Origin of the sequence: Fluoribacter gormanii, assembly GCF_900156395.1 — a bacterium.
In the GTDB taxonomy this organism is placed as follows: domain Bacteria; phylum Pseudomonadota; class Gammaproteobacteria; order Legionellales; family Legionellaceae; genus Legionella; species Legionella gormanii.
In genome coordinates this window covers 36,153-61,619 of record NZ_FTNL01000013.1, presented here as the reverse complement: position 1 = coordinate 61,619, position 25,467 = coordinate 36,153, and the positions used below count along the sequence as shown (strand labels likewise).

Here is a 25,467-nt window from a genome sequence, read left to right as displayed (position 1 = left end):
TATGTGCAAAATTTTTTAGCACAATTCACCACTTGGAATAAATGATGACTAAAAATCCGCTATCTATATTACTAAATGCATTATCATCTGTATTTGGCAAATTAAACTGGCGCAGCCCACCGTGGATGAAGTACTTGTGCTATAAATCAAAGTCATCTCCAAAAATGTTTTGGGGAAGTAGCCTGTTAATAGTGCTCGTTTTAATCATTGCTGGCTATTCAATACATTGGTATAAAAATTTACCAAAACCTATTTATACCACCGCGCAGATTACAGTTCCAGACATAACACCAAATACTGAAGAACAATTAGTTGCTAACAACTTGGTAATTGATTTTGGAATAAAAAACAACGGATTCATTAATCAATCGGTCGCACCGCTCAGTCAGGTTGGAAAAACTGTCACTGACGGCATAGAAATGACCCCCAAAATGCCTGGAACATGGACTTGGAACACCGACAGCCAATTAGTTTTTACCCCTTCTGAAGATTGGCCCGCAGGACAAAAATTTACAATACGTTTTGCTCCTGATTTTTTTGCATCCAATGCAAAGATGGAAAGCCATGATTATACCTTTTCTACTCATTCTTTTAATGGAAAAATAACTGAGTTTAAACTTTATCAAGATCCAGTACATGCTGAAATAAGAAATGCCGTAGCTACTATAGAATTCAATTTTCCAGTCAATCCTAAACGTTTGGAAATGAACACCTCATTAGTGTATCAAACGAAATCAGGGGCTGAGGGCGAAAAACTTCCTGTTACTTTTACTTATGATAAAAATAAGCGGGTAGCCTATTTACATTCAGAAACAATAAAAATAGACAATGTAGCACGATTTTTACGCTTAACCTTAAACAAAAATGTGACTTCATCCACTGACTCTGCACATTTGCTAAATGAATTATCGCAAAACCTCTTAATCCCCAGTACCCAAGATTTTCTTAAAGTTCTTTCTGCTTCGGCATCGATTATCCGCAACGATAAAGACAGACCGGAGCAAGTGCTAAATGTTGAAACCTCACTGGGTATAAATGAAAATGAGTTTAATAAATCAGTCCATATTTATTTATTGCCTAAAGATCGTCCAGCAACAGTCGCTGAACCATCTCAAGAGAACTATCAATGGCAAAATCCAGGAGAAGTAACAAAAGCGGTCCTTGCTCTTGCTACGCCTTTAGCTAAAGAAGCGATACCTACAGAACAAAACTACTCGACCCTGCACAGTTTCAAATTTAAAGCCGATACGCCGCGATTTATCTATATTAAAATAGATAAAGGCATGCGGAGTTTTGGTAATTTTACGTTAGGAAATGAATATGCAGCAATCATCCCTGTTCCTGCGATACCAAAAGAGATCAGTTTCCTCCACAAAGGTTCGTTGCTTGCTTTAAGTGGGGAGAAAAAACTTTCAGTATTGGTTCGAGGCGTGCCTGCGGTAAAGTTTGATTTCGCACGTGTATTGCCAGAAAATATTAACCAATTAGTCACTCAAACCCAGGGTGATTTTAACAATCCATATTTTATTAATCCTACATTTAATCAACAAAATATCAGTCAAATTTCTTCAGAAATTCAAGAATTTGATATTTCAGACTTAGCAAAGCAACAGTATACTGCGCTTGATTTCAGTAAGTATTTAACAATGAATACAAATACACTGGGACCGCAAGGATTATTTTTATTACAAGCCACTGGATGGGATACTACAAATAAAACTGCATTGGATGTAAAAGCAAGCCGCATGATTTTAATTACTGATCTGGCATTGTTGGTAAAAGACAATCAAGATGGTACCCATGACGTTTTTGTTGACTCCATAACGCAAGGAACCCCTGTTGCTAATGCAACAGTAACGGTTTTAGGTAAAAATGGCTTGCCTATTTTATCTCGCATCAGTGACGCACAAGGTCGAGTCAATTTTCCGCCTTTAAAAGACTTTGTAGATGATAGAGAACCTACGGTATATTTGGCTCAATTAAATAATGATGTGTCATTTATTCCGTTCAACAATGCCAACAGACAATTGAATTTTTCTAAATTTGATATTGGTGGTCTTTATACTAATAATCAAGAATTACACAGCTTAAGCGCTTATCTTTTTTCTGATAGAGGGATCTACAGACCAGGTGATACTGTTCATATCGGTATGATAGTCAAGCAAGCTTATGCTCAACCGCAACCTGGAGGGTTACCACTACAAGCAACTGTAGTTGATTCAAGAGGAACAACAATTAAGGATGAAAAAATTACCCTTAATGATCTGGGGTATATGGATCTGGATTTCACAACGAATTCCAGCTCACCGACAGGCGAGTATATGGTTAATTTGTATCTAGTTAAAGATGGATACCCCCAAAACCTGCTTGGTTCTACAAGTATTCGTATTTCCGAGTTTTTACCGGATAGAATGCGAATTTCTACGAGTCTCTCTCCAAATCCATCCGCTGGATGGAGTTCCCCTACGGGATTAAAAGGAGCGGTAAATCTTTGGAATCTATATGGTGCCCCTGCTACCGACCGAAAAATCAGCGCTAAAATTTTGTTGGTACCCCAAAAAGTTGAATTTGATAAATATCCCGATTACGTCTTTATCGATCCTTTACAGGATCCCCAAAAACCACCTAAGGTGTTCACTGAAACATTAAATGACAGCAAAACAAACAATAAAGGTGAAGCCGAATTTGATTTGAATCTTGACCGTTTTGAAAAAGCAACTTATCAATTAACATTTTTTGCTGAAGGTTTTGAATCGGAAGGTGGTCGTAGTGTAACAAGCCAAATTAAAACCTTGATTAGTCCCCTGCCCTATTTTGTTGGATACAAACCAGATGGTGACTTATCTTTTATTAAGCAAAACAGCACCAGAAGTGTTAATTATATTGCGATTAATCCCCAATTAAATAAAGAAGAAATTAAAGACTTAAAGATGCAACTGGTTTCTTTACATCCAGTTACAACTCTGGTTAAAAAAGCGGATGGTACTTATCAATATCAATCAGTTATTCAGTCTACGGTAGTCAGCACTACCCCTTTTAATATCTCTGCTCAAGGAACTGATTATCCTTTGCCTACACAACAAATTGGCGATTTTTCCTTAAGCATTCTTGGGAAAGATAATACTGTACTTAATCAGTTAAAGTTCAGTGTAGTAGGCGCCAGCCAACAGCCTTTAGCTAAAAATGCTGAATTATCAATTAAACTCAATAAAACTGAGTATCTAGCTGATGAGGATATTGAGATTCAAATCACCGCGCCCTATACTGGTTCCGGCTTAATTACTATAGAACGTGATAAGGTTTATGCGGCTCAATGGTTTAAAACAGATACTACAAACTCTGTGCAAACCATTCACATCCCCGCTGATTTTCAAGGAGATGGATATATCAATGTCGCCTTTATACGCGATTGGAGCTCACCTGAAATCTTCATTAGTCCACTCAGCTCTAGCGTTGTCCCTTTCACAGTCAATCATGAGGCTCACGACATAAAAATTGATCTGCAAACCGCCGCAGTTGCACGTCCTGGTGAGCCATTTACTATTGATTATCACACAGATAAACCAGGAAAAATTATTGTGTTTGCTGTTGATGAAGGTATTTTGCAAGTAGCGCGCTATGAGACTCCGGATCCTTTATCATTTTTCTTCCAAAAGCATGCTCTTGAAGTTTTGACCCAACAAACTGTGGATCAAATCATGCCAAAATTCATTCAGGATCGCGAACTGTCTGCTGTTGGTGGTGACAATGGTGAGGATGCTATGGCAAGCCGCCTAAATCCTTTCAAACGAAAAACGGATCTACCCATAGCTTATTGGTCAGGGATTATTGATACTGATTCAAGTACTCATCAATTAGTGTATCAAGTACCCGACTACTTTAATGGAACATTACGAGTCATGGCAGTAGCAGTATCATCTGACTCAGTCGGTTCACAAGAGACCTCTGCCGAAATTCGCGGAGATTTTATAATTAATCCCAATGTTCCAACCTTTGTAGCACCGGGTGATGAGTTTGAAATCTCTTCATCGATTGCAAATAACATTAAAGATTCTGGAGAACATGCACTTATTAATGTAGATTTGATTGCCTCTCCTGAAATCGAAGTGATTGGCTCTTCGACCCAAACATTAGAAATTGCTGAAGGCCATGAACAAACTGTTCATTTTAAATTAAAAGCCAAATCACTTTTAGGCGATGCTAAGTTAAGTTTTAAAGCAAGCATGGGCGATAAGTCCAGTACAATGAGTGCGACACTTAGTGTTAGACCTGCTACACCGCTAAGTACTTACATCAATAGTGGTAAATCCGCAGACGCGCAAAAAACTTTGGATGTGATGCAAACATTGTATCCTGAATATCGCAAAGCAAACGCAACGTCTTCTACTAGCCCTATGATTTTGGTATTTGGTTTACAACGTTACCTGGATAATTATCCTTATGGTTGTACAGAGCAATTAACGAGCAAAGCACTGCCCTTATTAGCAATGAATAACCAAGCTGGATTTGGTGGCGAAGCAAAACAAGTTAATGAAAAAGTAAACGGTACAATTCAAATGCTAAGCCAAAGACAGATGTCTAATGGCGGATTCAGTTATTGGCCAGGACTGGGTGACAATAAAGGCAATGATTTTGCCTCAGTTTATGCAATGCACTTTTTGACTGAAGCAAAAGCCCAAGGATTTAATATCCCTAGTGACCTGTTCTTTAATGGCATTAATTACCTTAAGACCTTGGCAAGTCAAAATGTAACAGATATGGATGCGGCTAGAATCCAAGCCTATGCCATTTACATTTTAACTCGTAATGAAATAGTAACTACGAATTATCTGGCTAACCTGCAATTATATCTGGAAAAAGACCAAACAAAAGCTTGGCAAAAAGACATTACCACAGCCTATACTGCTGCTTCATATCAATTGTTGCAAAGCCATGATGAGGCAAATCAATTAATTGGTTTGTACAAGCCACAAAATAATCAAGCTTATATTACTGATTTTTATAGTAGTGCAATTGCTGATGCTCAGTATTTGTATCTAGTAGCCAAGCATTTTCCAAACTTATTACCACAAGTTGGGGATGAACTCCTTAAGCGCTTAATTCAAGCGATCAATAATGATGAAATCAATACGGTTTTATCTGGATTTACGAGTCTGGCTTTAGGGGCTTATCATCCAGCTTTATCAAATGAGCAAGCGTCTGCTTTATCAATGACCAAAATCATGGCCAATAATAAAGAGGTTAATATTCCTGGTGCTCATGCGGACTATCATAAAATTGATATTGAACCTGGTGTACAAAAAATACGCTTTAACAATCCAGACAAAAACACATTTTTCTATCAGCTCATGCAATCAGGCTTTAATCGAGTTATACCAAAAACTCCATTAAAACAAGGCTTGGAAATCTTCCGAGAATATAAAGATGCTAAAGGAAATGTTGTTAGTTCAACAACGCTGGGAAGTGAAATTGAAGTACATATTCAAATTCGTGCATTAGGTAGTGATTATTTATCCAATATCGCGATTGAGGACCTATTGCCTGGTGGATTTGAAGTGGTAAATGACTCTGTAAAAAATAATAATACAATGGACTATGTTGACGTACGTGAAGATAGGGTAAATTTCTTTGGTGGAGTTGAGTCTGCAGCTAAGGAAATTGTTTATAAAATAAAAGCGGTGAATATAGGAAAATATATTGTTCCACCCGCATATGCGGAAGCAATGTATAATCCCAATACCAAAGCTCAAGGCGTTTCTTCTGTAATTACAATTACGGAAGCACCCTAATACTTGAATTGCTTGAGTAATGACGCTCAAATTGTAGGCTGGTTTAAGGCATGCCATAACCCGGAAGATCTGTGATACAAAACCGGGTTCCGCTACACTGTAGCCAGACTACTAATATAAGTTAATTGTCAACAGTCCCTAAAAATAAAGCAGATTTACGTACAATTGTAAATAGAACTGTTTAAATTTAGGGCATTAGATAAATCAGGACACAAATCCCATTCAATATGATTGGATAATAAGAATTTTTAATATGTAAATGGTGTAAATTTTTATGAATAATTTAAAAAAAGGCATTAGCAAGTTTATTTTTATGGGAAGATGGCTACAACTTCCTCTCTATTTAGGACTTATTTTAATACTGGCTGCTTATGTTTATCGTTTTGTTCATGAGCTATTTGAATTGGTAACCCACCTTAACAGTTTTGATGATACGCTCATTATGCTTGGTGTATTAGATCTAATTGACGTAGTAATGATTGCAAATCTACTGATTATGGTTGTTATGGGGGGATATGAGACCTTTGTTTCTCATCTCGCCCTCGACGCTCACCCAGATCAACCAGAGTGGCTGGATCATCTCGATGCAGGCGCTATGAAAATAAAGCTTGCTCTTTCATTAATCGGTATCTCATCAATTCACTTATTAAGGACGTTTATTGATCCCAATAAACTTAGTAATTACTCAGTAATGTGGCAAGTAATTATTCATTTAACATTACTTGTTTCAGCTTTGGCAATTGCATTAACTAATAAAATGCTCGTACAGAGTAAAACACATTAAAGAAAAAGTAGCTAAACTCAAGAGTCATACCACTTGTTAAAAAAATCTCATGGATGATATTGGAGCTGAAACTCTGGAAATTTCCGCAAATTTTTAATAATTCCGGAGTTCTAAAAATTTCATTGGGACAATTTCAGTGTGTCGAACTGTATACTGATATTTTTTTGGTAAGGTACTATTAGATTCTTAGTGTAACTTTATCGTGGAATAATTGGACAAATAGACAATTATTTAACAAAATGTCAATGATTTTTAATGGGGCAACCGTTGTCAGGAAACTCTTGCTGCTGGATCCTATTTGAAATATGTTGTTGATCGAGAAATAACGTTTTATTAATAAAATTTTGATGTAAATCATTTCGTGAAAACTGAACCAATTGCAGCTCGGATAAATTTAAATGAAATTTAGGAGTGCAATCTCCATCGGATTCAAGTTTGCAAATAATTTCTTGAAGAACTTTTTTTATTTCATCACGATAGCACTCGGAGCAATAAGGGAAATATCCGATAGTTGTGGTAAGCACCTGGGCGCCATGCTTGGCAATTCCACCTATTTGACTAAGGACTCCTCGTAAACCCATAATTTGTTGATTTAATTTCCACTTAATTCCTAAGCTTCCATTCGCATTTAATGATATAGATTCCAATTCCAGTTCAACAATAGGGTCGTTATGGATTTGGGTGACTATCGATCGCTCTACCGTCTCACTGAGTAAAGAGGTGTGGCATTGGATTTTGACAAAATGATGTATATCAGTAGCCTCGTCCTCTATTGCTAATATTTTTCTTAAAAGAGCTGGCGTTAAAGTATTAACGACTTTATCTAAATCCATGTCATCAAGAAGCATAATTTTGCCCAGCTCAATGATATCAATTTCTCCCTTTTTTGGTTGATATTGCGTTAATTTCGCATACAAATAGGATTGCATCAGGCAATTGTTCCAGCTTTTTTTATCATATGAATCAATCACTCTTAGTGCAGCGATAGTAGTATGGAGATTAGTAATCGGCGCAAAAGAAGTTGGTCCTATGGATTCCTCATTCTCACTGATGAATTGTTGAGATTCCAGATTTTGAATTGCTTTGGTGAAATGGTTTAGTAATTCATTTTGAAAGTTAATAATAAATTGGCCTAACGCAGAACCTGCCTCATGAAAGATAACCAGTGTTTCACCAAAACTGCCGAGTAGTTTATTTGTTCGATTTAAACTTACCTTTTGCTCATCAATCGCAGTAGTTTTCAAAGTGATTTTTTGAGATTTCGAATTGAATACAAAAAAAGTGTTACTACCTGTTTCTAATAGTGATTTCATAATTACCTAATGAAAGATTTAAACATATCCGCGGGTGATCTTAATTATTCCTTAATGAATAATATCTATACTGTTAGTGTACTAAGCTTTCATTGCAGTTGTTATTATGGTTACAGTATCTTTTGGACAAGCGTTACTGCTATTAATTGACAAATATAAAAAATATCAACGCACTTGCACCACTTTGAAACAATTTTATATACAAGGCGTAGTTACTTCAACAGATTTAAACTATATTGAAAAATTGTTCCAAGAGAATCAAATAACAAATCAATATAAGATCTCGTACAGTAAAAAGAACATCGATGAAGATGCGTCCCGGCGTTATTTTGAAACCCACTTGGCATTTGAAACGTTATTAAGTTCCTTAGACCAAATGAAGAAAGAAGATATTTTACAGTATAATAAAGTGCTTTATGATTCGTTGCCTGAAGAAAGTCGAAATAAATTTAACGATTTTGTTGAGGGTAAGATATCTCCCCAAATAGATGGTTTTGCTACTGAATATATGGATGCATTCCAAAAAGTGCAGCATCATGAAAATTACCAAGCCTTAACCGCGGACCAAAAAGAAAAAGTATTATTAATACTCCGAATATCTTGGATTGGTGTGTTGCATGCGAGAAATCCTGAAGTTCCTGTTAACCTTTATGGAACAGGCTTTTTCTCAGAGCAGAATAGAGGCCGCGTAGTTAAAGATAAGCCCCTCTCTCCTACTTCAATCTATCTATTGGAAAAATCACCATTTTATTCAAACTATTTTGGCTTGATGAAAACCAGCATGCCACTGCCTCGCAATGATATTGCTTATGCAGAATCGGGATTTACTTTTGTAAAACCATCGGATCAAAATACCTATGATCCACAAGCTGCTTGGCCTGAACTGAATTTTTCTAAGTTAGTTCATCCGTTTTCCTGTTCCATATCAGGAACAATACTATGCCAATTACGTCTGATGATAAAATTACAGCGAGAAAATAAGCGGGTTTTTGATACCCAAGAAAAATTTGCTAATTTTTTGAAGTGTTTTATGTCAATTCTATTATTCAATAGTGGTGGCCATGTGTTCAATGAATTTTTTGGTGTATTAGAGATACCTCAAGTGCGTGAAAAATTCACCTTTATCGAGGGGTTTGAACATATTAATGCAACGAGTCTATTATTGAATGGAAATGAAGGTGCTTTTGATAAAGCCTTAGCTGATACACTCAGGTATACCAAAGTCTTGTTAGCACAAAGAGCAATGCATGAGGAACTGCAAACTATGTCGATAGAGCTTAATTAGTATTTGAGATTCCACAATTTGATATTTACCATCTTTTTCATGTAACAACATGTTATTTTTTTTGTTTGCAAAGTGTGTAGCAAATTTTAATTTATCCTTTAAAAAGTCTTGGATGCCATTTAAATCTTCATAGCATTTACTAACTCCTTTTCTAATTTATCGCAAGCGATAATTCTATCAAAAGTTACTTTATCTTTAATTTGCATAACAAAATGAATTAGTTCAGCAAAACCCCAAATAAACAAATTTTAATCAATATGTATTCATATTATTAATAATCTGTTAATGATTGACCTGTATAATTATTAAACAGATCAGGTTTAATCGGGTATGGATGCCTCGTAATATGAGGTGATAAAATGCAATCGAAGTCAGAAGCAGAATACCAAATTGGTGTTTGTGTAAAAGATACAAATCAGGAAAATGGACCAGGGCATGTATCAGCCATGCTGATCAAAAAGAAAGAAGGCAAAACTAAAGTTTATCATACAAGCTTTTTTCCAGGCCCATTCGGTAGTATTGTAAATGGAATGACTTTAGGATCCGTACCAGTAAAAGGACAGCTCGCTCCTGATCATATGCAAGATGTACATGAGGCCGACCATGTGCTAGTTACTTCAGTACCTAAAGAAACATTTAAAGATGCAAAAAATGGACATAAGAAATTTAGTAAAGAGGTTCAAGACGGACGCCGAATGTACTCTGTGTTTGCGAAAGACAATCCAATTGCAAATGGTATAAATAAATTGGCTTTAGGATGTAAAGGCGCACAGCTAACTATAGAAGAACATATGCAAAAGACAGGTTCTCATCCACCTGAAGACATGTGTGGTATCCATGTATTTGATAACAACCATCCAGAAATTAAAAAAGGACCAAGAGTCGATAATTGCGCTAGTTCCGTAACACATGTATTACGCAAAGCAGGTTATAAAGATTTTAAAAATCCTAAAATACCAACCTTCTTTACCAGCGAATTGCAAAATCATGGCTTCGTAAAAATGGAAAAAGAAGATTTTATGAAACAATTTGGTGTGCAACATGGTGGCAGCTCACTCAAAAAATAACCGAACGAATGTACGCTTTGCTTAATATGATTAGGCATGGCGTACAATAATTAAAACTATTTGATAAAAAATTAGATAATTGATTATAATCCTAACACTGTAACTTTTTCTATTTATAAAAGGATTGCTTATGTTTTCATTTCTAAAATCTAAAAAAAGTAATGGAATTAATGCCGCTTCAGATTCAGCTCTTAAAAATACCTCTAATACCCCTGATTCAACGAATTATTCACTAAACAACACAAAATCCACTGAGCCCGCGAAAGACACTTGGGTATTTATTTGGAACCTGACAGCAGATAAAGTTGGCCATGCTGCAGTACAAATAGGTGGTTCTAAGCCAAAAATGAACGAAGAAGATCCTGGAGAATATGCCAGTATTCATCCGAATGGAATTCCATCCGCAGGATTAACATCTGTATTACCATTACCTGCACACATCGCAACAAATTTATCTCAGGACATGGAAACATTAGGAGCTTCCGAAAATACTTTGTCCATTACCGATATGGATGGCCCCATAAAAGCAAAATCTAGTAAAGAAGCAAAACCATTAGCACCAGATCACATTTATCATTTTGAAAACCTGGACAACTCTGCAATGAGTGAGCACATAAAGAAATCTCATGAAAAAGTAACTTCTGGCAAAATGGGATATCAGCTATTTCCGAATGTGAATTTAGTTGGTTTTTTTAAGGATAGTTCCGCATTCATCTCGCAAGATCCCATTGAGATTGAAATGCAACGCAGGATATCAGAGAAACAAATGAATGATAGTGAAGTACATAATTGCACTTCACTTGTTAGCGTGGTCTTGAATAAAGGTGGATTACCCATCGAGCATTCCAAGATAAAACCATGGGTAATTACTCCAAATGGTTTGTCAGATGAACTAAGTAGTAAAACCCCTAAAATGTAATATTAGGCTATGTCAATGAGTGGTTTTCAGTATTTTATCTGAAAACCACTGTAAAAATTCGATTATTTTTTTTGTTCTTTAACTTTTTGATTCTTCAATTTTAAATCTGATACATCATATATGGTAATTGGCGATTGAATTCCCTTAACTTTTACACGAAGATGCCCATTAATTTCAATGTCTTGTGCAACTTCTTTATACGTGGATTCAGATACCAATATCTGTCCACCAAGGCTTAGATCTTGAATTCGGGATGACAAGTTGACTGCTGATCCAATCGCACTATATTGCATTCGCTTCTTGGAACCTATATTCCCGACTACGGCAACTCCGGTATTTATTCCTATTCCCATCTCTAACTGCGGTAAATTAATCTTACTATTGGCACGATTCAATTTTTTTAACATTTTTTGCATTTCTAAAGCGCAAGCTATTGCACGAAGTGAGTCATCCCCGGAGGAATATGGGGCACCAAAAATAACCATAATTGCATCACCAATAAATGCATCAACGATTCCTTGATGTTTTTCTATAACAGGAACCATTTTACTGAAGTAGGTGTTTAAAAGAGAAACCAGCGTTTCTGCAGGAATAGATTCAGATAATGGAGTAAAATTTCTTAAATCACTAAACATGATTGTTATTTTATTTTCATAACCACCTAATTTTTGTTGATGCGGTGATTTAAGTATTGTATTAGCTACCTCATCGGACATATAAAAACTGAATACCTTGCGAATTAATTTATTACGTACTTCAAGTTGATTCTTTATTTTTTGTAACAATAAATTCGTTTTACGTAGTGTTAACTCATCTTTAGCTATATTAGCTAAACTTAATAGAAGCTCTCTTTGTTTTGAATCAAGCTCTTTAGGGGACGTATCTGCCAAACAAAAAGTACCTACGTTATATCCTTGAGGATCAGTCAAAGGAACACCTGCATAAAAACGAATAAAAGGTTCGTGTTGCACCAAAGGACTATTGGCAAAGCGTTCATCAAGAAGTGCGTCGTTAATAATTAGGGGTTCATTTTTTTTTATTGTTACATTGCAAAAAGAAATGCATCGAGGCGTTTGTTTTTCTTTAAAACCATGCCGCGCTTTAAACCATTGTCTTTCTTCATCTAGAAATGCAATGTAACAAATTGGGATATTAAATAAATCAATAGCAAGACGTACCAAACGCTCATAACTTTCCTCTGGTAGTGTATCCATAATTTTTAATGATTGGAGCGCATCAAGCCTTTTATGTTCTAACTCTTGGGCACCATCTGCTTTTTTTGATTTCATAATAACTCTCTGAGCCAGGTATTCATAAATTAACAAAAATTTAATTGCCTGGTTATCCTTCACATATAGTCATTATAGATTAAATATATCACTTCCTTTTGCATCACTATTAACTCATGGTATTCTTGATTTCATTTCAGTTCTTGGCTTATAAAATGTTTACATTAAAAAGCGAAAATGTGCACTCTAGACAATTAAGCAAAGTTAATGAACGTGGTGAATATGCACCTTTTCCAGGAGTTACAGTAGTATCCGCCTGCTACCCAAAACAAAAGGAATTTTGTGAAACTATTCATAAGGTTTTAGTGAGCAACCCACTGATCGTGAATCATTATTTACCACTTCCAGCTCAAAGTTATCATATGACTACAATGAGTCTGGAAACAGAACAACAAATAGGGGGATCATGGAATCAATTTATTATTAATAATTTGCCTCACTATAAAAGGATCAAGCAAACACTAGAGAAAAACCCTCTTTATCCTTCAATTGAAAAAATGGAAGTCAGTATAGGCAGAACCATTTCCCTCTCTTTATCTTTACCGAAAGAACAAGAAGCACAAATTAAGGCTATAGCCGCATCTTTAAACATCGAACATACAATACCTCGAGTTCTTCATATTACATTAGCTTATTCACGCTTCAATAAACCAATATCCAAAAAAATTTCTGAACCACTACATACAGAAATTACCAAAGAACTCAGTAACGTCATTGAAAAAATTAAATTTCCACTCGAAATTTCAGAATACATGCTTTGCTATTTCAATGACATGACGGCTTTCCCCTATTGGGATGCAGAACATAATCCATTTACTCAAACTAAATTACCGAGTCATGATCTAATCTTCATACAAAGCGATAAAAAAAATACAGATGAATTTCAGGAAGAACATCAAGAGACAATGCTTACCATATAAGTCATCATTTCTGTTGAAATATACATTTTGATCTTATATTGTTGCTTATTAATCTGGCATGAATAAGGGAGTTTTCATGAAGAACCATTCTGGGATATTTAGGCTAAGTGATTATAAGATTCTTGATTATCTGGTAAAACACGTAAATTTGAAGCTTGATCTCTCCCAAAAACCTGTGCAATCAAAAGCCCTGTTAACTATTGAGCCTAATCCAAAATCCAAATCATATTCTGCAGATTTGGAGCTAGATGGTAAAAATATGATTCTAGAATCCATCTTGCTCGATGGCAAAAAACTATCTCAAGAAGAGTACGAAATAACAGAAGACTCTCTGATTATAAAAAATATTCCCCATGATCGTCCCTTTACACTTGAGACAACAACTCGCTTGGGGGAAAATACCGATCTATTTGGTTTATATGAAACAGAAGGAACCATTCTGGTAAAAGCAGAAACTGAAGGACTGCGCCGAGTACTTTATTGTCATGACCGGCCTGATAATTTAGCTACTTACAAAACAACAATTATTGCTAAGAAAAATGACTATCCTGTGCTGCTTTCCAATGGTTCGCTCATAGAACAGAAGGATCTAGATGAAGGACTTCACTCCGTAACATGGGTAGATGAAGTTCCTAAACCCAGTTATCTTTTTGCATTAGTTGCAGGAAAACTCCAGAAATCAGTAACTTATTTCAAAACACGCTCTGGACGTGAACTACCAATCGAATTTTATGTCCCTCCTGAAGCAACAGCAAAATGTGATTTTGCCAAAGAAGTATTAAAAGAAGCAATGCGCTGGGAAGAGGAAGTCTTTGATTTAGAATGTGAGCTACCCCAACATATGGTAGCCGGCGTTGATAAATATGCATCTGGAGCCTCTGAACCGACAGGTTTAAATTTATTTAATACTGCAAATTTATTTGCTACACCTGAAGCGCGTACGGATGCAGATTTTTTACGGGTATTAGAAGTTGTTGCACATGAATACTATCATTATTGGTCTGGTGATCGAGTGACTATTCGCGAGTGGTTTAATTTACCTTTTAAAGAGGGATTGACTACTTTTAGGGCGGCCATGTTTCGTGAGCGTTTGTTTGGTACTGATTTAATTCGGATACTAGACGGAAAAAACCTTGATGAGCGTGCTCCACGACAAGATACCTACACGAATGTTAGAAGCCTTTATACCCCCGCTGCATATGAAAAGAGTGCCGATATTTTTCGTATGATGATGCTTGTCTTAGGTGAAAAAGCTTTTTATAAAGGAATGACCCAATTTCTAAAAGATAATGATGGTGGCGCAGTAACTCTGGAAGATGTATTAGAAGCATTAAGTAAATCAACCGGCAAAGATATGCATCCTTTCTTATCTTGGTTTACTGCATCAGGCATTCCAGAAGTAACCGTTACCGATGAATATGATTTAGACACAAAACGATATACTCTAAAATTTAAAACCAAAGATGGAAACGGAAGGCCAATACCAATTGTTGTTGGATTACTCAATGATACAGGTAAGGAAATTCAAAGCGACACGATGATACTGGTTGATAAACCTGAAATGGAGTTTCACTTTGAGAACATTGACACCCATCCCACTCCATCTTTATTGCGCAGTTTTTCTGCTCCAGTAAATCTTGAGTTTGCATACAGCTCAGAACAACTACTCCGCCTAATGCAACATGATACTAATCTATATAATCGTTGCGAAGCGGCTAATAAACTCCTGACCGGGATGGTTGGTGACTATTGTTCTGGAAAGCCACTTACATTTACTTCCGATTTTTTCAGTACCTACCGAAATATACTCAATGAGAATAATGGTTCCTTAAACTATTGGTTACTGGCCGAACTAATAGCTATTCCACAAGAAGAAGTCTTATTTTCCAGCATGCAGAGTCAGGATTTCGAAAAAATAGCTGAAGCACGTCAACTGATTCAATATCAACTTGCAAAAGAGTTGAAGGGAGATATATTACGATTGCAAAAAAGACTTGATACGCTACCTGTATCCCAGGACTCACCTTTTAAGTCATTTGATATCCTGAGTGCAGGTGCTCGACGCTTAAAATATGTTTGTCATTCTTATTTGCTTACGATACAGCCAGAAAAAACTGAGCAATCATTAATTAAGCAATTTAATAGTTCATTAAGCAAAAATATGACAAACTGCATCTATGCACTCGGCTTGTTGTTGAATAATAACAGCAGCCAATCAAATGAGCTTTTGGAATGTTTTTATGAGTACTGGCAACATGACCCAAGCGCTGTTAACTATTGGTTTAATATTCAAGCAGCAGCTCACTCAGAAAACGTTGTAGACTTAGTGGGACAATTAATGCTACATCCTGCTTTTGATTTGTCTAATCCAAATAAGGTCAGCGCTCTATTAGGAGCCTTTATCAAAAATCCTTATGGCTTCCATGCCATATCAGGAAAAGGCTATCGATTAATTGTTAATGCCATCCTAAAACTGGAACAAATCAATCCAACTTTAGCTGCCAATTTGACCGAAAAGTTCAATTATTGGGATAATTACGATGAAAAACGACAGAAACTTATGGTAAGCCAATTGGAATATATTAATAGTAATGCCATAACTGCGGATGTGAGAAACATGGCAAAAAAGGGGTTGGACAAAAGGACGCTTGATCCTCCCCTCCCTATCCAGCAAATGTTCTTTGAACCTCTTTCTAGGACGGATTCAACAAACTTAGTTAATGATATTGAAAAAACATATTCTTTTACTTAAAAAAATGTCCATAAAAACGTCTCAAGGTAAACATTGAGACGTTATTCATAATGAACATTTAATTAAGTCAATGATACATTGAATAGTGAATCATTTTTTACCCCCTTTTCACTAACTAACATTAATCATTTGAGTTATAGTATTATTAGGCTCCGATGGTTTTTACATAAAAATAGTTACATCGTTCCATAGGTTAATCTCGATTGAGGAAGGTGTTGTAACGGTGTATCTTCATTTACTGTAATAATAATTTCCTTACGTGAAAAAATTGAATACGCTGATAATTTTTCATTATTTGTTACGTCTCGTCTTATTACCTTTAATGCATCAATACAACGCGCAAATATATCAATGCAATCTGCCAGATACTGATCCTGCTTTAACAAACCAATATCTCGCGATAGTTGCACATGAATGTCATAATGAATTGGGGCGTGAAGCCCTTGCATATCAGCTAGCTTACTTGAAATCAGTTCCAGTCGTTCAATAAAGCGTTGATATTCAAGGTTCGAAATCTTCTTTTCAATATTCCAAAGATTAGCAGAACAAGCAGATATCCCCACTGCAGGGATAAGAAGAAGCCATGGCGCTAAAAATGCAAGCGCAGCATATAGGTCCAATTGCTCCCTATAATATCCTTTTGTTTCATAATCAAGCATTTCCCTATGGGATTCCAAATATTGATAAGCATCAACGGCACGATAAATAAAATATAATATAATAGCTAGTGGGCAACAAATAGATCCACCCGACATGGTTATTGTTGCCGCCCTAAACAATGGATCAGCTTGCGGAGCACGTCTTTGTAAGTTAGCCAAATAATCTTCCATCTGCCTAATCAAGCAATTCAAAGCAATCCTGTCATTATTTGATTGTTGGTAGGGATAAGTGATTGAAGATGTGGAAGATGATTTCGAAATATTTGGCCGACAAACGTGTGGGCCTGATTTTAAATTATCTTTAAACCGTCTTGGCATATCCACCAATATCGAATCAGGGATGACTTCTTGACCTGTCATTAAGACAAAGTTTTCATCTTTTTTATCCCCCCGATCCTCAATTTTTTCTTTACCTTTTTCTGATTCAAGTGATTTTTGATCTGACTCGATCAAAGTATACCCTCTAGCTTCATATGACATTACTTGGTCTTTTGGTACGCTCACACGTTGCATATAGAAGATCCTTGGAGTCATTTCTGGATTACATAAGTAATTGGCTCTTACTAAATCAACCAGACTAATCACTCCGCTATATCGTATATAAAGACTTTTTTCCGTTTGATCATATTTGTCGCTTTGCTCCTCGAATAACTGGGCATAAGCACGTAAAAACTGTACCCTTTCTGTGCTTTTAAGATGGAGTAAAATTTTTTCTTGATCATCGATAGGAAGTTGTCTATGAAGCATAAATGGTGTCATATTTTCATTATTGAACAGATGTATGTCTGCTCCATTTTGAAATAATTTTATTATGATCTTAATGTGTTTTTTGATTGACTCCTCATCTATTGGTTGTTCGTTCCTGCAATCCAGGAGTGCTTGATAGCTTTTATGTAATGCCGTATTACCATCATCATCTGCTTGATTAATAAATTCTTTATCTGATTTGAAGTAATGAAATAATATATCTATAATTTTATGCTGACCCAACCACGCTGTTTTATGTAAAAGTGTAGATTTATATAAGTCACATGCAAAAATCAAAGTTTGTTGGTCGTCTTCTTTTGCCTGATTTAGTAACTTTATAAAAATCTCGCAAAATGCATCTTTTGCTGCATACCAAAAAACCGTTCTTAATTCATGGTCTTTTGTATAAATCACTTTATTATTTTTTATTTCATTAAATATAAAATTAGATAGTTCATCATTGCCAGTTGCTAAGGCAAGGTGTAAAAACGTTTTATTCTCTTCATCACAAGAAAATAAAGAAGCAGGAGATCGTTCGTTGATTAACTTAACCAGGTCTATCACATCTTCGTAATTATTTTCTTTAATCGCTTTGATCAATGCATCTACAAAATAATGTCTCTTGTACATCAATAACTCCCTTAATTTTATTTACAATTTGTATTGTTCTTAAATTTATGTGATAAAGCAGATTTAAAGTCCTTAGAATTTTAAAATCGACATGAGTTCTTATTACAATCCCGTACACCACTACGATCAATCAAAAATAAGATAGTAAAGGAACAATAAGACGTGGCTAATTATCATTTGCTTCTTTTTTAAAGAAACCTAGTGCTTTTGCAATTTTATTATTTAAAAAACGCTTAGGTAATGACCTTGGAAGTATCCAGTCTGAGAAGAGATTAGGAACTAAAACATAACGTGTTTTAGGATGGGGATTAGATAAAATCTGATATACAAGTTCTCCAACCTTTTGGGCTGGTAAAGCAGATTCGGCGACCTTATGATAAATATAACTTTTAAATTTAAGTAAGGATTTTGCATAAATTGATTTACGCAGTTTATCCTCACTAACCTGGTCTTCACTCTTATGCCAAATCTCTGTATTAATCATTCCTGGCCCAATAAGCACGACATCGATACCATAAATCATTAATTCAATTCTTAATGTATCTGAAAACGCTTCTAGACCATATTTTGAGATAGAATAGGGACCGAAAAAAGGCCTGCATATTTTACCTGATATAGAACCTATGTTAATAATTTTCCCTGGTTTTCCTTTCAGGGTATCATCAGCACCAAGTAAAGAAACAAAAGCTTGAGTTACTTGAATTTGTCCAATAACATTAACCTCAAACTGACGGCGAAATTCTTCAATCGGCGTTTCTATTAATGGACCAACAACAGCAATCCCTGCATTATTAATCAATCCCCAGAGCGTTTCTCCCTGTAATTGTTCACGTATCACTTGGACTGCATTTCCAACCGCAATTGGATCGGTTATATCAAAAATCAGAGGAACACAAAGAGGACCAAGTTCATTAATTACACGTTGTGCATCTTTTTGATTACGCACACTTCCAAAAACTCTTACGCCATGAGCAACCAGTTTTCTAGTTATGGCATAGCCAATTCCAGATGAAACCCCTGTAACCACCACAGAACCGATTTTAGGCTCCTCGCCCACTGGTTCAACCAGATGTATTGAAGTCCTTTTCATCAATAAATACCTGTATGGTTTAAGTAGTTTATTTAATCAAGCTAAGATTTTGATTATTCATGCTCAGGATGTACTACAAAAATTCCTGGTGCATTTCTCAGGTATTCATTGTAATCCATACCATATCCAAATATATAATGATCTTCGACTTGTAAGCCTACAAAATCAGCTTTTTTCAGTCCATTTGGGACACGTTTCCGGTATTTATCAACCAAGACAGCGCTGTATACTTTTTCGGCTCCCAAAGATTTTATTTCATCGATAATTGCCGCCAGCGTAACACCACCATCAAGAATGTCATCAACAACAAGAACGGTCCTGCCTTGTAAATTAGCAGATGGCTTTACCTTCCAAACAATATCTCCACCTCTAGTCTCGCCTCGATAGCGAGTTGCATGCACGTAATCTACTTCTAAAGGAAAATCCAATCGTGGAAGCAAATTGCCTAAAAGGACTAACCCCCCTACCATCACACACACAAGAACTGGATTTTGATCTTGCAATTCCTTATGTATATTAATTGCCATTCGATCAAGAGCGGCTTCAACTTCATTAGTTGTAAACAAACAAGATGATTTTTCGTAAACTTCTTTAATTTTATCTGGGATTGTCATTATGAGTCCTCGGGACAGAGCAGGTTATAGGTATACATTTAATCTTTTATTTTTCCTGTTCCAGGAAAAGGGCTAACTTTACTTCCATAGCCTGGATTATCTTTTACTTTGGCTGTCCCTTGTTTTGTAACTTCATCGATACGATAGATTGAATGCATCGGAATAAATGTTCGCTTTACACCATTGAATTCAATCTTTAATCGTTCTTCAGAAGGGTCAACAACTAATGCTGTTTGCTCACCAAACACCAATTCTTCGACCTCGAGAAACCCAAACATCTCACTTTCTTTAATTGAACGCGCATAAATCTCATAAATTGCTTCTTGATTAGCAAAAGTGATTCTGAATATCGTTTTTTTATTCATAAAATTAACCTATTTTTATGGCAAAGCAAATTATACAAAAACAAAGGCACTCTATTCAAATTAAATTAGCGTGCATCCACTATTACTCGCAAAAGAAACCATTACTCAAGAGCAATTTGATAGTTCAAGTCAAAAACACTGATAAATGGGTTAATAACATTTGATAAGGTTACTCAACAGAAATGAAAACACCTAATCAACTTGATATGACCTTTAAACTAAAGGATCAATAATCTATATTATTTTGTATTTTATCAGAGGGATAAAGACCTGCGCTCTGAGAAGAAAAAATAACCGGCTGCAATGGAGCCTGATAATCTTTGATTGGAGATTCAGCAGGATTTAGCTTTAATACAGGTTCTATAACCTGATATTTTTGAGCAATGTAACAGTAAAAACCAGAAGGAAAAGGCCAAAGCATTTTGCCTATTTCATCCAAAAAAGTAAATTTTTTAATTAATGAGGAGTTATTAACAGGAGGAATATAACAAAAATTGCTAAGAGAATACTGTCTGTATCCCCTTTGCAAAAAAATTCGATTTAAGTTAAACGGGGTACGCATTTTAACTTTTTGATCACTGTAACAGTGCAGCAACCCGGTTTTCATTGCCCCACCCCACAGACTCCAAGGATTAATACTTAGTAAAATAACAAAACCCATTGGATTAAGAACGCGATCAATTTCATCAATCAGGCTAAAACTGTTAGCAAAAGGTTCAAGCGTGAGTGGTACAATAATACAATCAACACTATTACGATCGAGTGGAAGCTGATGTAAGGCACATTCAATGTGGACTTTATTAGCGATATAAAAAGGAGAGGCAATCCACTTATGAACATGATTAAATTTTTTTAGCCATATATTGTCACCACAATTTCCCAATTGCAGTAATGTCTCACCGCGTGAATAGTCACTTTCATGTTCAAGATTTACTAAAAACTCATGCGCAGCAAAAAGCCCAAGAGGTGATTGAAACCATTTATTCAGGGCGCGATATTGTTTAATTTGTCGGTCAATCAACAAAATAATGCCTTTTAAAATAGTTAATCCTGAATTAAACTACAATACAACGAGTTTCATATACATACAATCCATTTTTTGCGTTTAAATATTGTATCAGTGGATGTAGTGGAACCCATCCATTCTGGACAAATGAAATATTTGACGATTTTTATGCCATTACCTTTCACCATGCATACTGTATTTGAACAACACGAATATTAATGAACACGTGAATTTATCAAATGGATTAACTATATTTAATATTATTAAAAAAATTTATTGGAACTTATGTTAGGAAGCGATGATTTTAAATTATATGGAATAGGACAATTGTTTGTTCTTGAAAAGCTTTTGGATAAACCACAAGCTATAGAATTCTGTAAAAATGCCGCTGCAGAAAAGATATCTTTAGTTCAATACCTTGTTAAAAACAACATTTTACCAGCCACACAAATTGCACTCACAGCAGCTCATAATTTTGGTGCACCTATGCTGGACCTGGATTGCATTGACATCGATTCCATTCCTACAAATCTGGTAAATGAAAAGTTAATTCGTCGTCATTCAATGGTTCCTCTATTTTGCCGAGGAAATAACTTATATCTTGCAACAGAGGATCCAAGCAAACAAGTATCTTTAAAGGAGATCCAATTCCATACGGGTCTTAATATACATGCAATTATCGTTGAGGCAGATAAGCTCAGTGCACTAATTGATCATTTACTCACCGTAAAGGAAACTGAAGGATTATCCGAATTTGTTGGAGATACCGCTGAGTTCGATGGAATTATTATCAATGAGGAGGAAGAAGAAGAGCGTGATTCAACTATTATTACTTCGATAACAGAGGATGCCCCTATAGTTAAATTCGTTAATAAAATACTTCTTGATGCCATCAAACAAGGAGCTTCTGACATCCATTTTGAGCCCTATGAAAAAGAGTATCGGATACGATATCGTCAAGATGGTATTTTGCACGAAATTGCGACTCCTCCTGGAACTTTAGCTACACGAATTACTGCACGAATAAAAATCATGTCTAATTTGGATATTTCTGAAAGACGAATTCCTCAGGATGGTGGTTTTAAAATGAAAATATCAAAAACCAGATCCATCGATTTTCGTGTAAGCACCTGCCCTACTACCTCAGGTGAAAAAGTTGTTATGAGAATCTTGGATCCGGGTTCTGCAAAATTAGGCATTGAAGCGTTAGGTTTTAGCCCTATTCAAAAAGAATATTTTAAACATTCAATTGAACGACCTCAAGGAATGATCCTGGTAACAGGTCCAACCGGAAGTGGTAAAACCGTAACTTTATATACCGCATTAAATATTCTTAATACTAAAGAAGTCAATATTTCCACTGCCGAAGATCCCGTCGAAATTAAAGTAGCAGGAATTAATCAGGTTAATATCAACCCTAAAGCAGGGTTAACCTTTTCTAATGCATTGCGTTCTTTTTTACGTCAAGACCCTGATATCATCATGGTTGGCGAGATACGTGATTTGGAAACAGCTGAAATAGCAGTTAAAGCAGCCCAAACAGGACATCTTGTACTCTCAACATTGCATACGAATAGTGCAGCTGAAACATTAAACCGTTTAGTTAATATGGGAATTGCAACATTTAATGTGGCCAGCTCCGTAACACTTATTATTGCTCAGCGTTTAGCTCGCAAATTATGTGAACATTGTAAAGTCTTAAGAGATGACTTCAACAGACCAGGGTTATTAGAATTAGGTTTTACCGAAACGGATTTAGAGGGAATTAAGTTGTACAAAGCCGGTGGATGCGCTCGGTGTACGAGCGGATATCGTGGAAGAATAGGATTGTTTGAGGTATTGCCTATGACTAAAAAACTTGGCCAGATCATCATGGCAGGAGGAAATTCCTTAGAAATATTAAAGATTGCTCAGGAAGAAGGGATGATTACTATTTATCAATCCGGACTTGAGAAGATAAAGCAAGGTATTACAACTATTGAGGAAGTCAATCGGGTAACCGTTGATTAACTGCATAAAAATGAAAAAAAATGCCAATACTGCTTTAACTTTTCATTACACCGGAGTTAATAAAGCAGCTCAAAAAATAAATGGAGATATTGAGGCCCGGAGTCTTGCTTTAGCCAAAATGGAATTACGAAGGCAGGGAATTGTTGTTAATAAAATTGCTAAAAAACGCGCACCTCTATTTGGTCTAAAAAGCAAAAAAATAAAATCAGCAGATATAACCGTATTTAGTCGCCAATTAGCGACAATGATTGAATCAGGGATCCCTTTAGTACAATCCTTTGATATTGTTGCAAAAGGTCAATCCAATAAGCGATTTAAAGAATTAATTGAAACGATTAAGCGAGATGTTGAAACAGGGCTAACGCTCTCGGAATCACTAAAAAAATTCCCAGCGCACTTTAATGATTTATTTTGCAATTTGGTGGAAGCCGGCGAGAAATCGGGTTCTCTGGATATCATGCTCGATAAAGTTGCAACCTATAAGGAAAAAATAGAAACAATAAAAAAGAAAATTAAAAAGGCATTAACCTATCCCCTCGCCGTGTTAGTAGTTGCTTTTTTGGTTACTGCTGGCTTACTTATTTTCGTTGTCCCACAATTTGAAGCTTTATTTAAAGGTTTTGGTGCAGACTTACCTGCAATGACCCAGGCAGTAGTGAGTATGTCCAAATTTTTTCAATCCTATTGGTATTTAATTTTTGGAGTTGTGGGTGGTGGGATTTATGCTTTTATCTATGCTGAAAAGCACTCACCGAAATTTGCACAAAATGTAGATAAAACCCTGCTAAAAATACCAGTAATTGGCCCTATTATTGAAAAAGCGGCGATTGCTCGTTTTGCAAGAACTCTATCAATTACTTTTGCTGCTGGCTTGCCTTTAGTTGAGGCGCTTAAATCCGTAGCGGGTGCCACGGGGAATATTATTTTTGCAAAGGCTACCGATAATATTAGAGAAGAGGTATCCACTGGGCAACAAATGAATAAAGCCATGGAGAACACCCAATTATTCCCCAATATGGTGATCCAAATGGTTGCGATTGGTGAGGAATCAGGTGCTCTAGAAAAAATGTTAAGTAAGGTGGCTGATTTTTATGAAGAGGATGTTGATAATGCAGTCGACTCACTGAGCAGTTTATTAGAACCAATTATTATGTGTGTTCTAGGTGTCTTGGTCGGTGGACTTGTTGTTGCAATGTATTTACCCATCTTTAAACTGGGATCTGCGATATAAAACATCCAATAATTATATGCTAATAGCTTATAGCCTGGGTGCAGCGAAGGGAACTCCAGGAAATTTATGACCTAAAATCCGGGTTTCGCTTCGCTGCACCTGGATATTTTTGCAGGACCGTTCAATGATATATGACCTTATTAGTAATCATACTTGGTTTATGTACCTTCTAATTGCTCTATTTTCGCTTGCAGTAGGTAGTTTGCTTAACGTAATTATTTACCGCTTGCCCATCATGTTAGAACGAGAATGGAAACAACAATATAATGAACTGGTTGGCGGCAAGGATGAAGAACAACAACCAATTAATTTATTTTTCCCAAGATCTTTTTGCCCCTCATGTAAAGCCATGGTTAAAGCTTGGCAAAATGTCCCGATTTTAAGCTATTTATTTTTACGTGGACGATGTTACCAATGTAAAACCCCTATCTCTATCCGCTATCCTTTAATTGAATTAGGTACCATGCTCCTTTCATTATATGCGAGTTGGCATTTCGGCTTTACCTTACAATTGATTTTTGTATTGATTGCTATTTGGATTTTAATTTGTTTAATTTTTATAGACCTGGACCATCAAATTTTACCTGATAGTCTTACCTTAAGTTTATTGTGGATAGGTCTTATTGCGAATACTCAAAATCTGTTTGCTTCCTTACCTCAAGCAGTTCTTAGTGCTGCAGGAGCCTACATGGGATTATGGATATTTATCAAAATATTTTATTTATTTACCGGAAAAATAGGTATGGGCAATGGAGATTTTAAATTATTTGCTGCATTTGGAGCATGGTTTGGTTGGGTATTTTTACCGCTAATTCTCCTTCTTTCCTCAATTAGTGGTACAATTATTGGCTTATTGTATTTAAGTTTACAAGGTAAAACCAAAGATACTGCAATTCCATTTGGTCCCTTTTTGTGTGTAAGCGGATTAATTTCATTATTCTGGGGACAATGTATCGTGAACTGGTACTTGCATCTTTGGATGTAGATGAATAATCAG

At 35.9% G+C, this 25,467-nt stretch carries 17 protein-coding genes; 10 read left to right on the top strand and 7 right to left on the bottom strand.

Annotated elements, in window-relative coordinates:
• Window positions 1–44 precede the first annotated feature (44 nt).
• On the top strand, window positions 45–5,789 hold the full coding sequence (locus tag BW930_RS09500; protein WP_058468887.1) for an alpha-2-macroglobulin: 5,745 nt from the start codon (window positions 45–47) through the stop codon (window positions 5,787–5,789).
• A 274-nt stretch (window positions 5,790–6,063) separates the two neighbouring features.
• The gene (locus BW930_RS09495; RefSeq protein WP_058468888.1) at window positions 6,064–6,573 is read left to right on the top strand and encodes a TIGR00645 family protein; all 510 of its coding nucleotides are present in this window, start codon (window positions 6,064–6,066) and stop codon (window positions 6,571–6,573) included.
• A 242-nt stretch (window positions 6,574–6,815) separates the two neighbouring features.
• Here the strand turns inward: BW930_RS09495 and BW930_RS09490 are convergent, their stop codons facing one another.
• On the bottom strand, window positions 6,816–7,886 hold the full coding sequence (locus BW930_RS09490; protein ID WP_058468889.1) for a hypothetical protein: 1,071 nt from the start codon (window positions 7,884–7,886) through the stop codon (window positions 6,816–6,818).
• A gap of 106 nt (window positions 7,887–7,992) precedes the next feature.
• Between BW930_RS09490 and BW930_RS09485 the strand changes: the two genes are divergently transcribed.
• The 3 genes from BW930_RS09485 (at window position 7,993) to BW930_RS09475 (ending at window position 11,157) form a co-directional block, all read left to right on the top strand.
• The gene (locus BW930_RS09485; RefSeq protein ID WP_058468890.1) at window positions 7,993–9,171 is read left to right on the top strand and encodes a hypothetical protein; all 1,179 of its coding nucleotides are present in this window, start codon (window positions 7,993–7,995) and stop codon (window positions 9,169–9,171) included.
• A gap of 359 nt (window positions 9,172–9,530) precedes the next feature.
• Complete coding sequence (locus BW930_RS09480; protein ID WP_058468891.1) at window positions 9,531–10,238, top strand: hypothetical protein; 708 nt, start codon at window positions 9,531–9,533, stop codon at window positions 10,236–10,238.
• Between the two features lie 130 nt (window positions 10,239–10,368).
• Window positions 10,369–11,157, top strand: a complete 789-nt coding sequence (locus tag BW930_RS09475) for a hypothetical protein (protein ID WP_058468892.1) — start codon at window positions 10,369–10,371, stop codon at window positions 11,155–11,157.
• Between the two features lie 62 nt (window positions 11,158–11,219).
• On the opposite strand, the gene BW930_RS09470 is transcribed toward BW930_RS09475, so the two are convergent.
• Window positions 11,220–12,446 (bottom strand): adenylate/guanylate cyclase domain-containing protein, encoded by a 1,227-nt coding sequence (locus BW930_RS09470; protein WP_058468937.1) that lies wholly within the window; start codon window positions 12,444–12,446, stop codon window positions 11,220–11,222.
• Between the two features lie 155 nt (window positions 12,447–12,601).
• Here BW930_RS09470 and BW930_RS09465 point away from each other — a divergent pair, with 155 nt between their 5' ends.
• Together BW930_RS09465 and pepN are read left to right on the top strand one after the other, a co-directional pair.
• Window positions 12,602–13,366 (top strand): DUF1868 domain-containing protein, encoded by a 765-nt coding sequence (locus BW930_RS09465; protein ID WP_058468893.1) that lies wholly within the window; start codon window positions 12,602–12,604, stop codon window positions 13,364–13,366.
• A 76-nt stretch (window positions 13,367–13,442) separates the two neighbouring features.
• Window positions 13,443–16,118: an aminopeptidase N gene (pepN, locus tag BW930_RS09460; RefSeq protein WP_058468894.1), complete on the top strand. Its 2,676-nt coding sequence runs from the start codon at window positions 13,443–13,445 to the stop codon at window positions 16,116–16,118.
• 176 nt (window positions 16,119–16,294) lie between these two features.
• Here pepN and BW930_RS09455 read toward each other — a convergent pair whose 3' ends face one another.
• From BW930_RS09455 to BW930_RS09435, 5 genes are all read right to left on the bottom strand, one after another.
• On the bottom strand, window positions 16,295–18,154 hold the full coding sequence (locus BW930_RS09455) for an ankyrin repeat domain-containing protein (RefSeq protein ID WP_058468895.1): 1,860 nt from the start codon (window positions 18,152–18,154) through the stop codon (window positions 16,295–16,297).
• Window positions 18,155–18,320: 166 nt separating this feature from the next.
• Window positions 18,321–19,244: an SDR family NAD(P)-dependent oxidoreductase gene (locus BW930_RS09450; RefSeq protein WP_238587897.1), complete on the bottom strand. Its 924-nt coding sequence runs from the start codon at window positions 19,242–19,244 to the stop codon at window positions 18,321–18,323.
• Window positions 19,245–19,297: 53 nt separating this feature from the next.
• Window positions 19,298–19,858, bottom strand: coding sequence for a hypoxanthine-guanine phosphoribosyltransferase (locus BW930_RS09445; RefSeq protein ID WP_058468896.1), 561 nt, complete (start codon window positions 19,856–19,858; stop codon window positions 19,298–19,300).
• A 38-nt stretch (window positions 19,859–19,896) separates the two neighbouring features.
• On the bottom strand, window positions 19,897–20,223 hold the full coding sequence (locus tag BW930_RS09440; protein ID WP_058468897.1) for a DUF1820 family protein: 327 nt from the start codon (window positions 20,221–20,223) through the stop codon (window positions 19,897–19,899).
• Window positions 20,224–20,449: 226 nt separating this feature from the next.
• Entirely contained in the window at window positions 20,450–21,247 is a 798-nt protein-coding gene (locus BW930_RS09435; RefSeq protein ID WP_058468898.1) for a methyltransferase domain-containing protein, read from the bottom strand.
• 267 nt (window positions 21,248–21,514) lie between these two features.
• Here BW930_RS09435 and pilB point away from each other — a divergent pair, with 267 nt between their 5' ends.
• The 3 genes from pilB to BW930_RS09420 all read left to right on the top strand — a co-directional run bounded on the left by pilB (window position 21,515) and on the right by BW930_RS09420 (window position 25,455).
• Window positions 21,515–23,239, top strand: a complete 1,725-nt coding sequence (gene pilB, locus BW930_RS09430) for a type IV-A pilus assembly ATPase PilB (protein WP_058468899.1) — start codon at window positions 21,515–21,517, stop codon at window positions 23,237–23,239.
• A gap of 10 nt (window positions 23,240–23,249) precedes the next feature.
• A complete protein-coding gene (locus tag BW930_RS09425; protein ID WP_058468900.1) occupies window positions 23,250–24,470 on the top strand; it encodes a type II secretion system F family protein in 1,221 nt (406 codons plus the stop codon).
• A gap of 124 nt (window positions 24,471–24,594) precedes the next feature.
• Window positions 24,595–25,455, top strand: coding sequence for a prepilin peptidase (locus BW930_RS09420; protein ID WP_058468901.1), 861 nt, complete (start codon window positions 24,595–24,597; stop codon window positions 25,453–25,455).
• Window positions 25,456–25,467 lie beyond the last annotated feature (12 nt).

Bases quoted from the DNA above. Each gene is read 5' to 3' on its own strand.
- BW930_RS09485 (WP_058468890.1), top strand. From the start codon at position 7,993: ATGGTTACAGTATCTTTTGGACAAGCGTTACTGCTATTAATTGACAAA.
- BW930_RS09490 (WP_058468889.1), bottom strand. From the start codon at position 7,886: ATGAAATCACTATTAGAAACAGGTAGTAACACTTTTTTTGTATTCAAT.
- BW930_RS09475 (WP_058468892.1), top strand. From the start codon at position 10,369: ATGTTTTCATTTCTAAAATCTAAAAAAAGTAATGGAATTAATGCCGCT.
- pilB (WP_058468899.1), top strand. From the start codon at position 21,515: ATGTTAGGAAGCGATGATTTTAAATTATATGGAATAGGACAATTGTTT.
- BW930_RS09495 (WP_058468888.1), top strand. From the start codon at position 6,064: ATGAATAATTTAAAAAAAGGCATTAGCAAGTTTATTTTTATGGGAAGA.
- BW930_RS09440 (WP_058468897.1), bottom strand. From the start codon at position 20,223: ATGAATAAAAAAACGATATTCAGAATCACTTTTGCTAATCAAGAAGCA.
- BW930_RS09470 (WP_058468937.1), bottom strand. From the start codon at position 12,446: ATGAAATCAAAAAAAGCAGATGGTGCCCAAGAGTTAGAACATAAAAGG.
- BW930_RS09450 (WP_238587897.1), bottom strand. From the start codon at position 19,244: ATGAAAAGGACTTCAATACATCTGGTTGAACCAGTGGGCGAGGAGCCT.
- BW930_RS09420 (WP_058468901.1), top strand. From the start codon at position 24,595: ATGATATATGACCTTATTAGTAATCATACTTGGTTTATGTACCTTCTA.
- BW930_RS09455 (WP_058468895.1), bottom strand. From the start codon at position 18,154: ATGTACAAGAGACATTATTTTGTAGATGCATTGATCAAAGCGATTAAA.
- BW930_RS09465 (WP_058468893.1), top strand. From the start codon at position 12,602: ATGTTTACATTAAAAAGCGAAAATGTGCACTCTAGACAATTAAGCAAA.
- BW930_RS09425 (WP_058468900.1), top strand. From the start codon at position 23,250: ATGAAAAAAAATGCCAATACTGCTTTAACTTTTCATTACACCGGAGTT.
- BW930_RS09480 (WP_058468891.1), top strand. From the start codon at position 9,531: ATGCAATCGAAGTCAGAAGCAGAATACCAAATTGGTGTTTGTGTAAAA.
- pepN (WP_058468894.1), top strand. From the start codon at position 13,443: ATGAAGAACCATTCTGGGATATTTAGGCTAAGTGATTATAAGATTCTT.
- BW930_RS09500 (WP_058468887.1), top strand. From the start codon at position 45: ATGACTAAAAATCCGCTATCTATATTACTAAATGCATTATCATCTGTA.
- BW930_RS09445 (WP_058468896.1), bottom strand. From the start codon at position 19,858: ATGACAATCCCAGATAAAATTAAAGAAGTTTACGAAAAATCATCTTGT.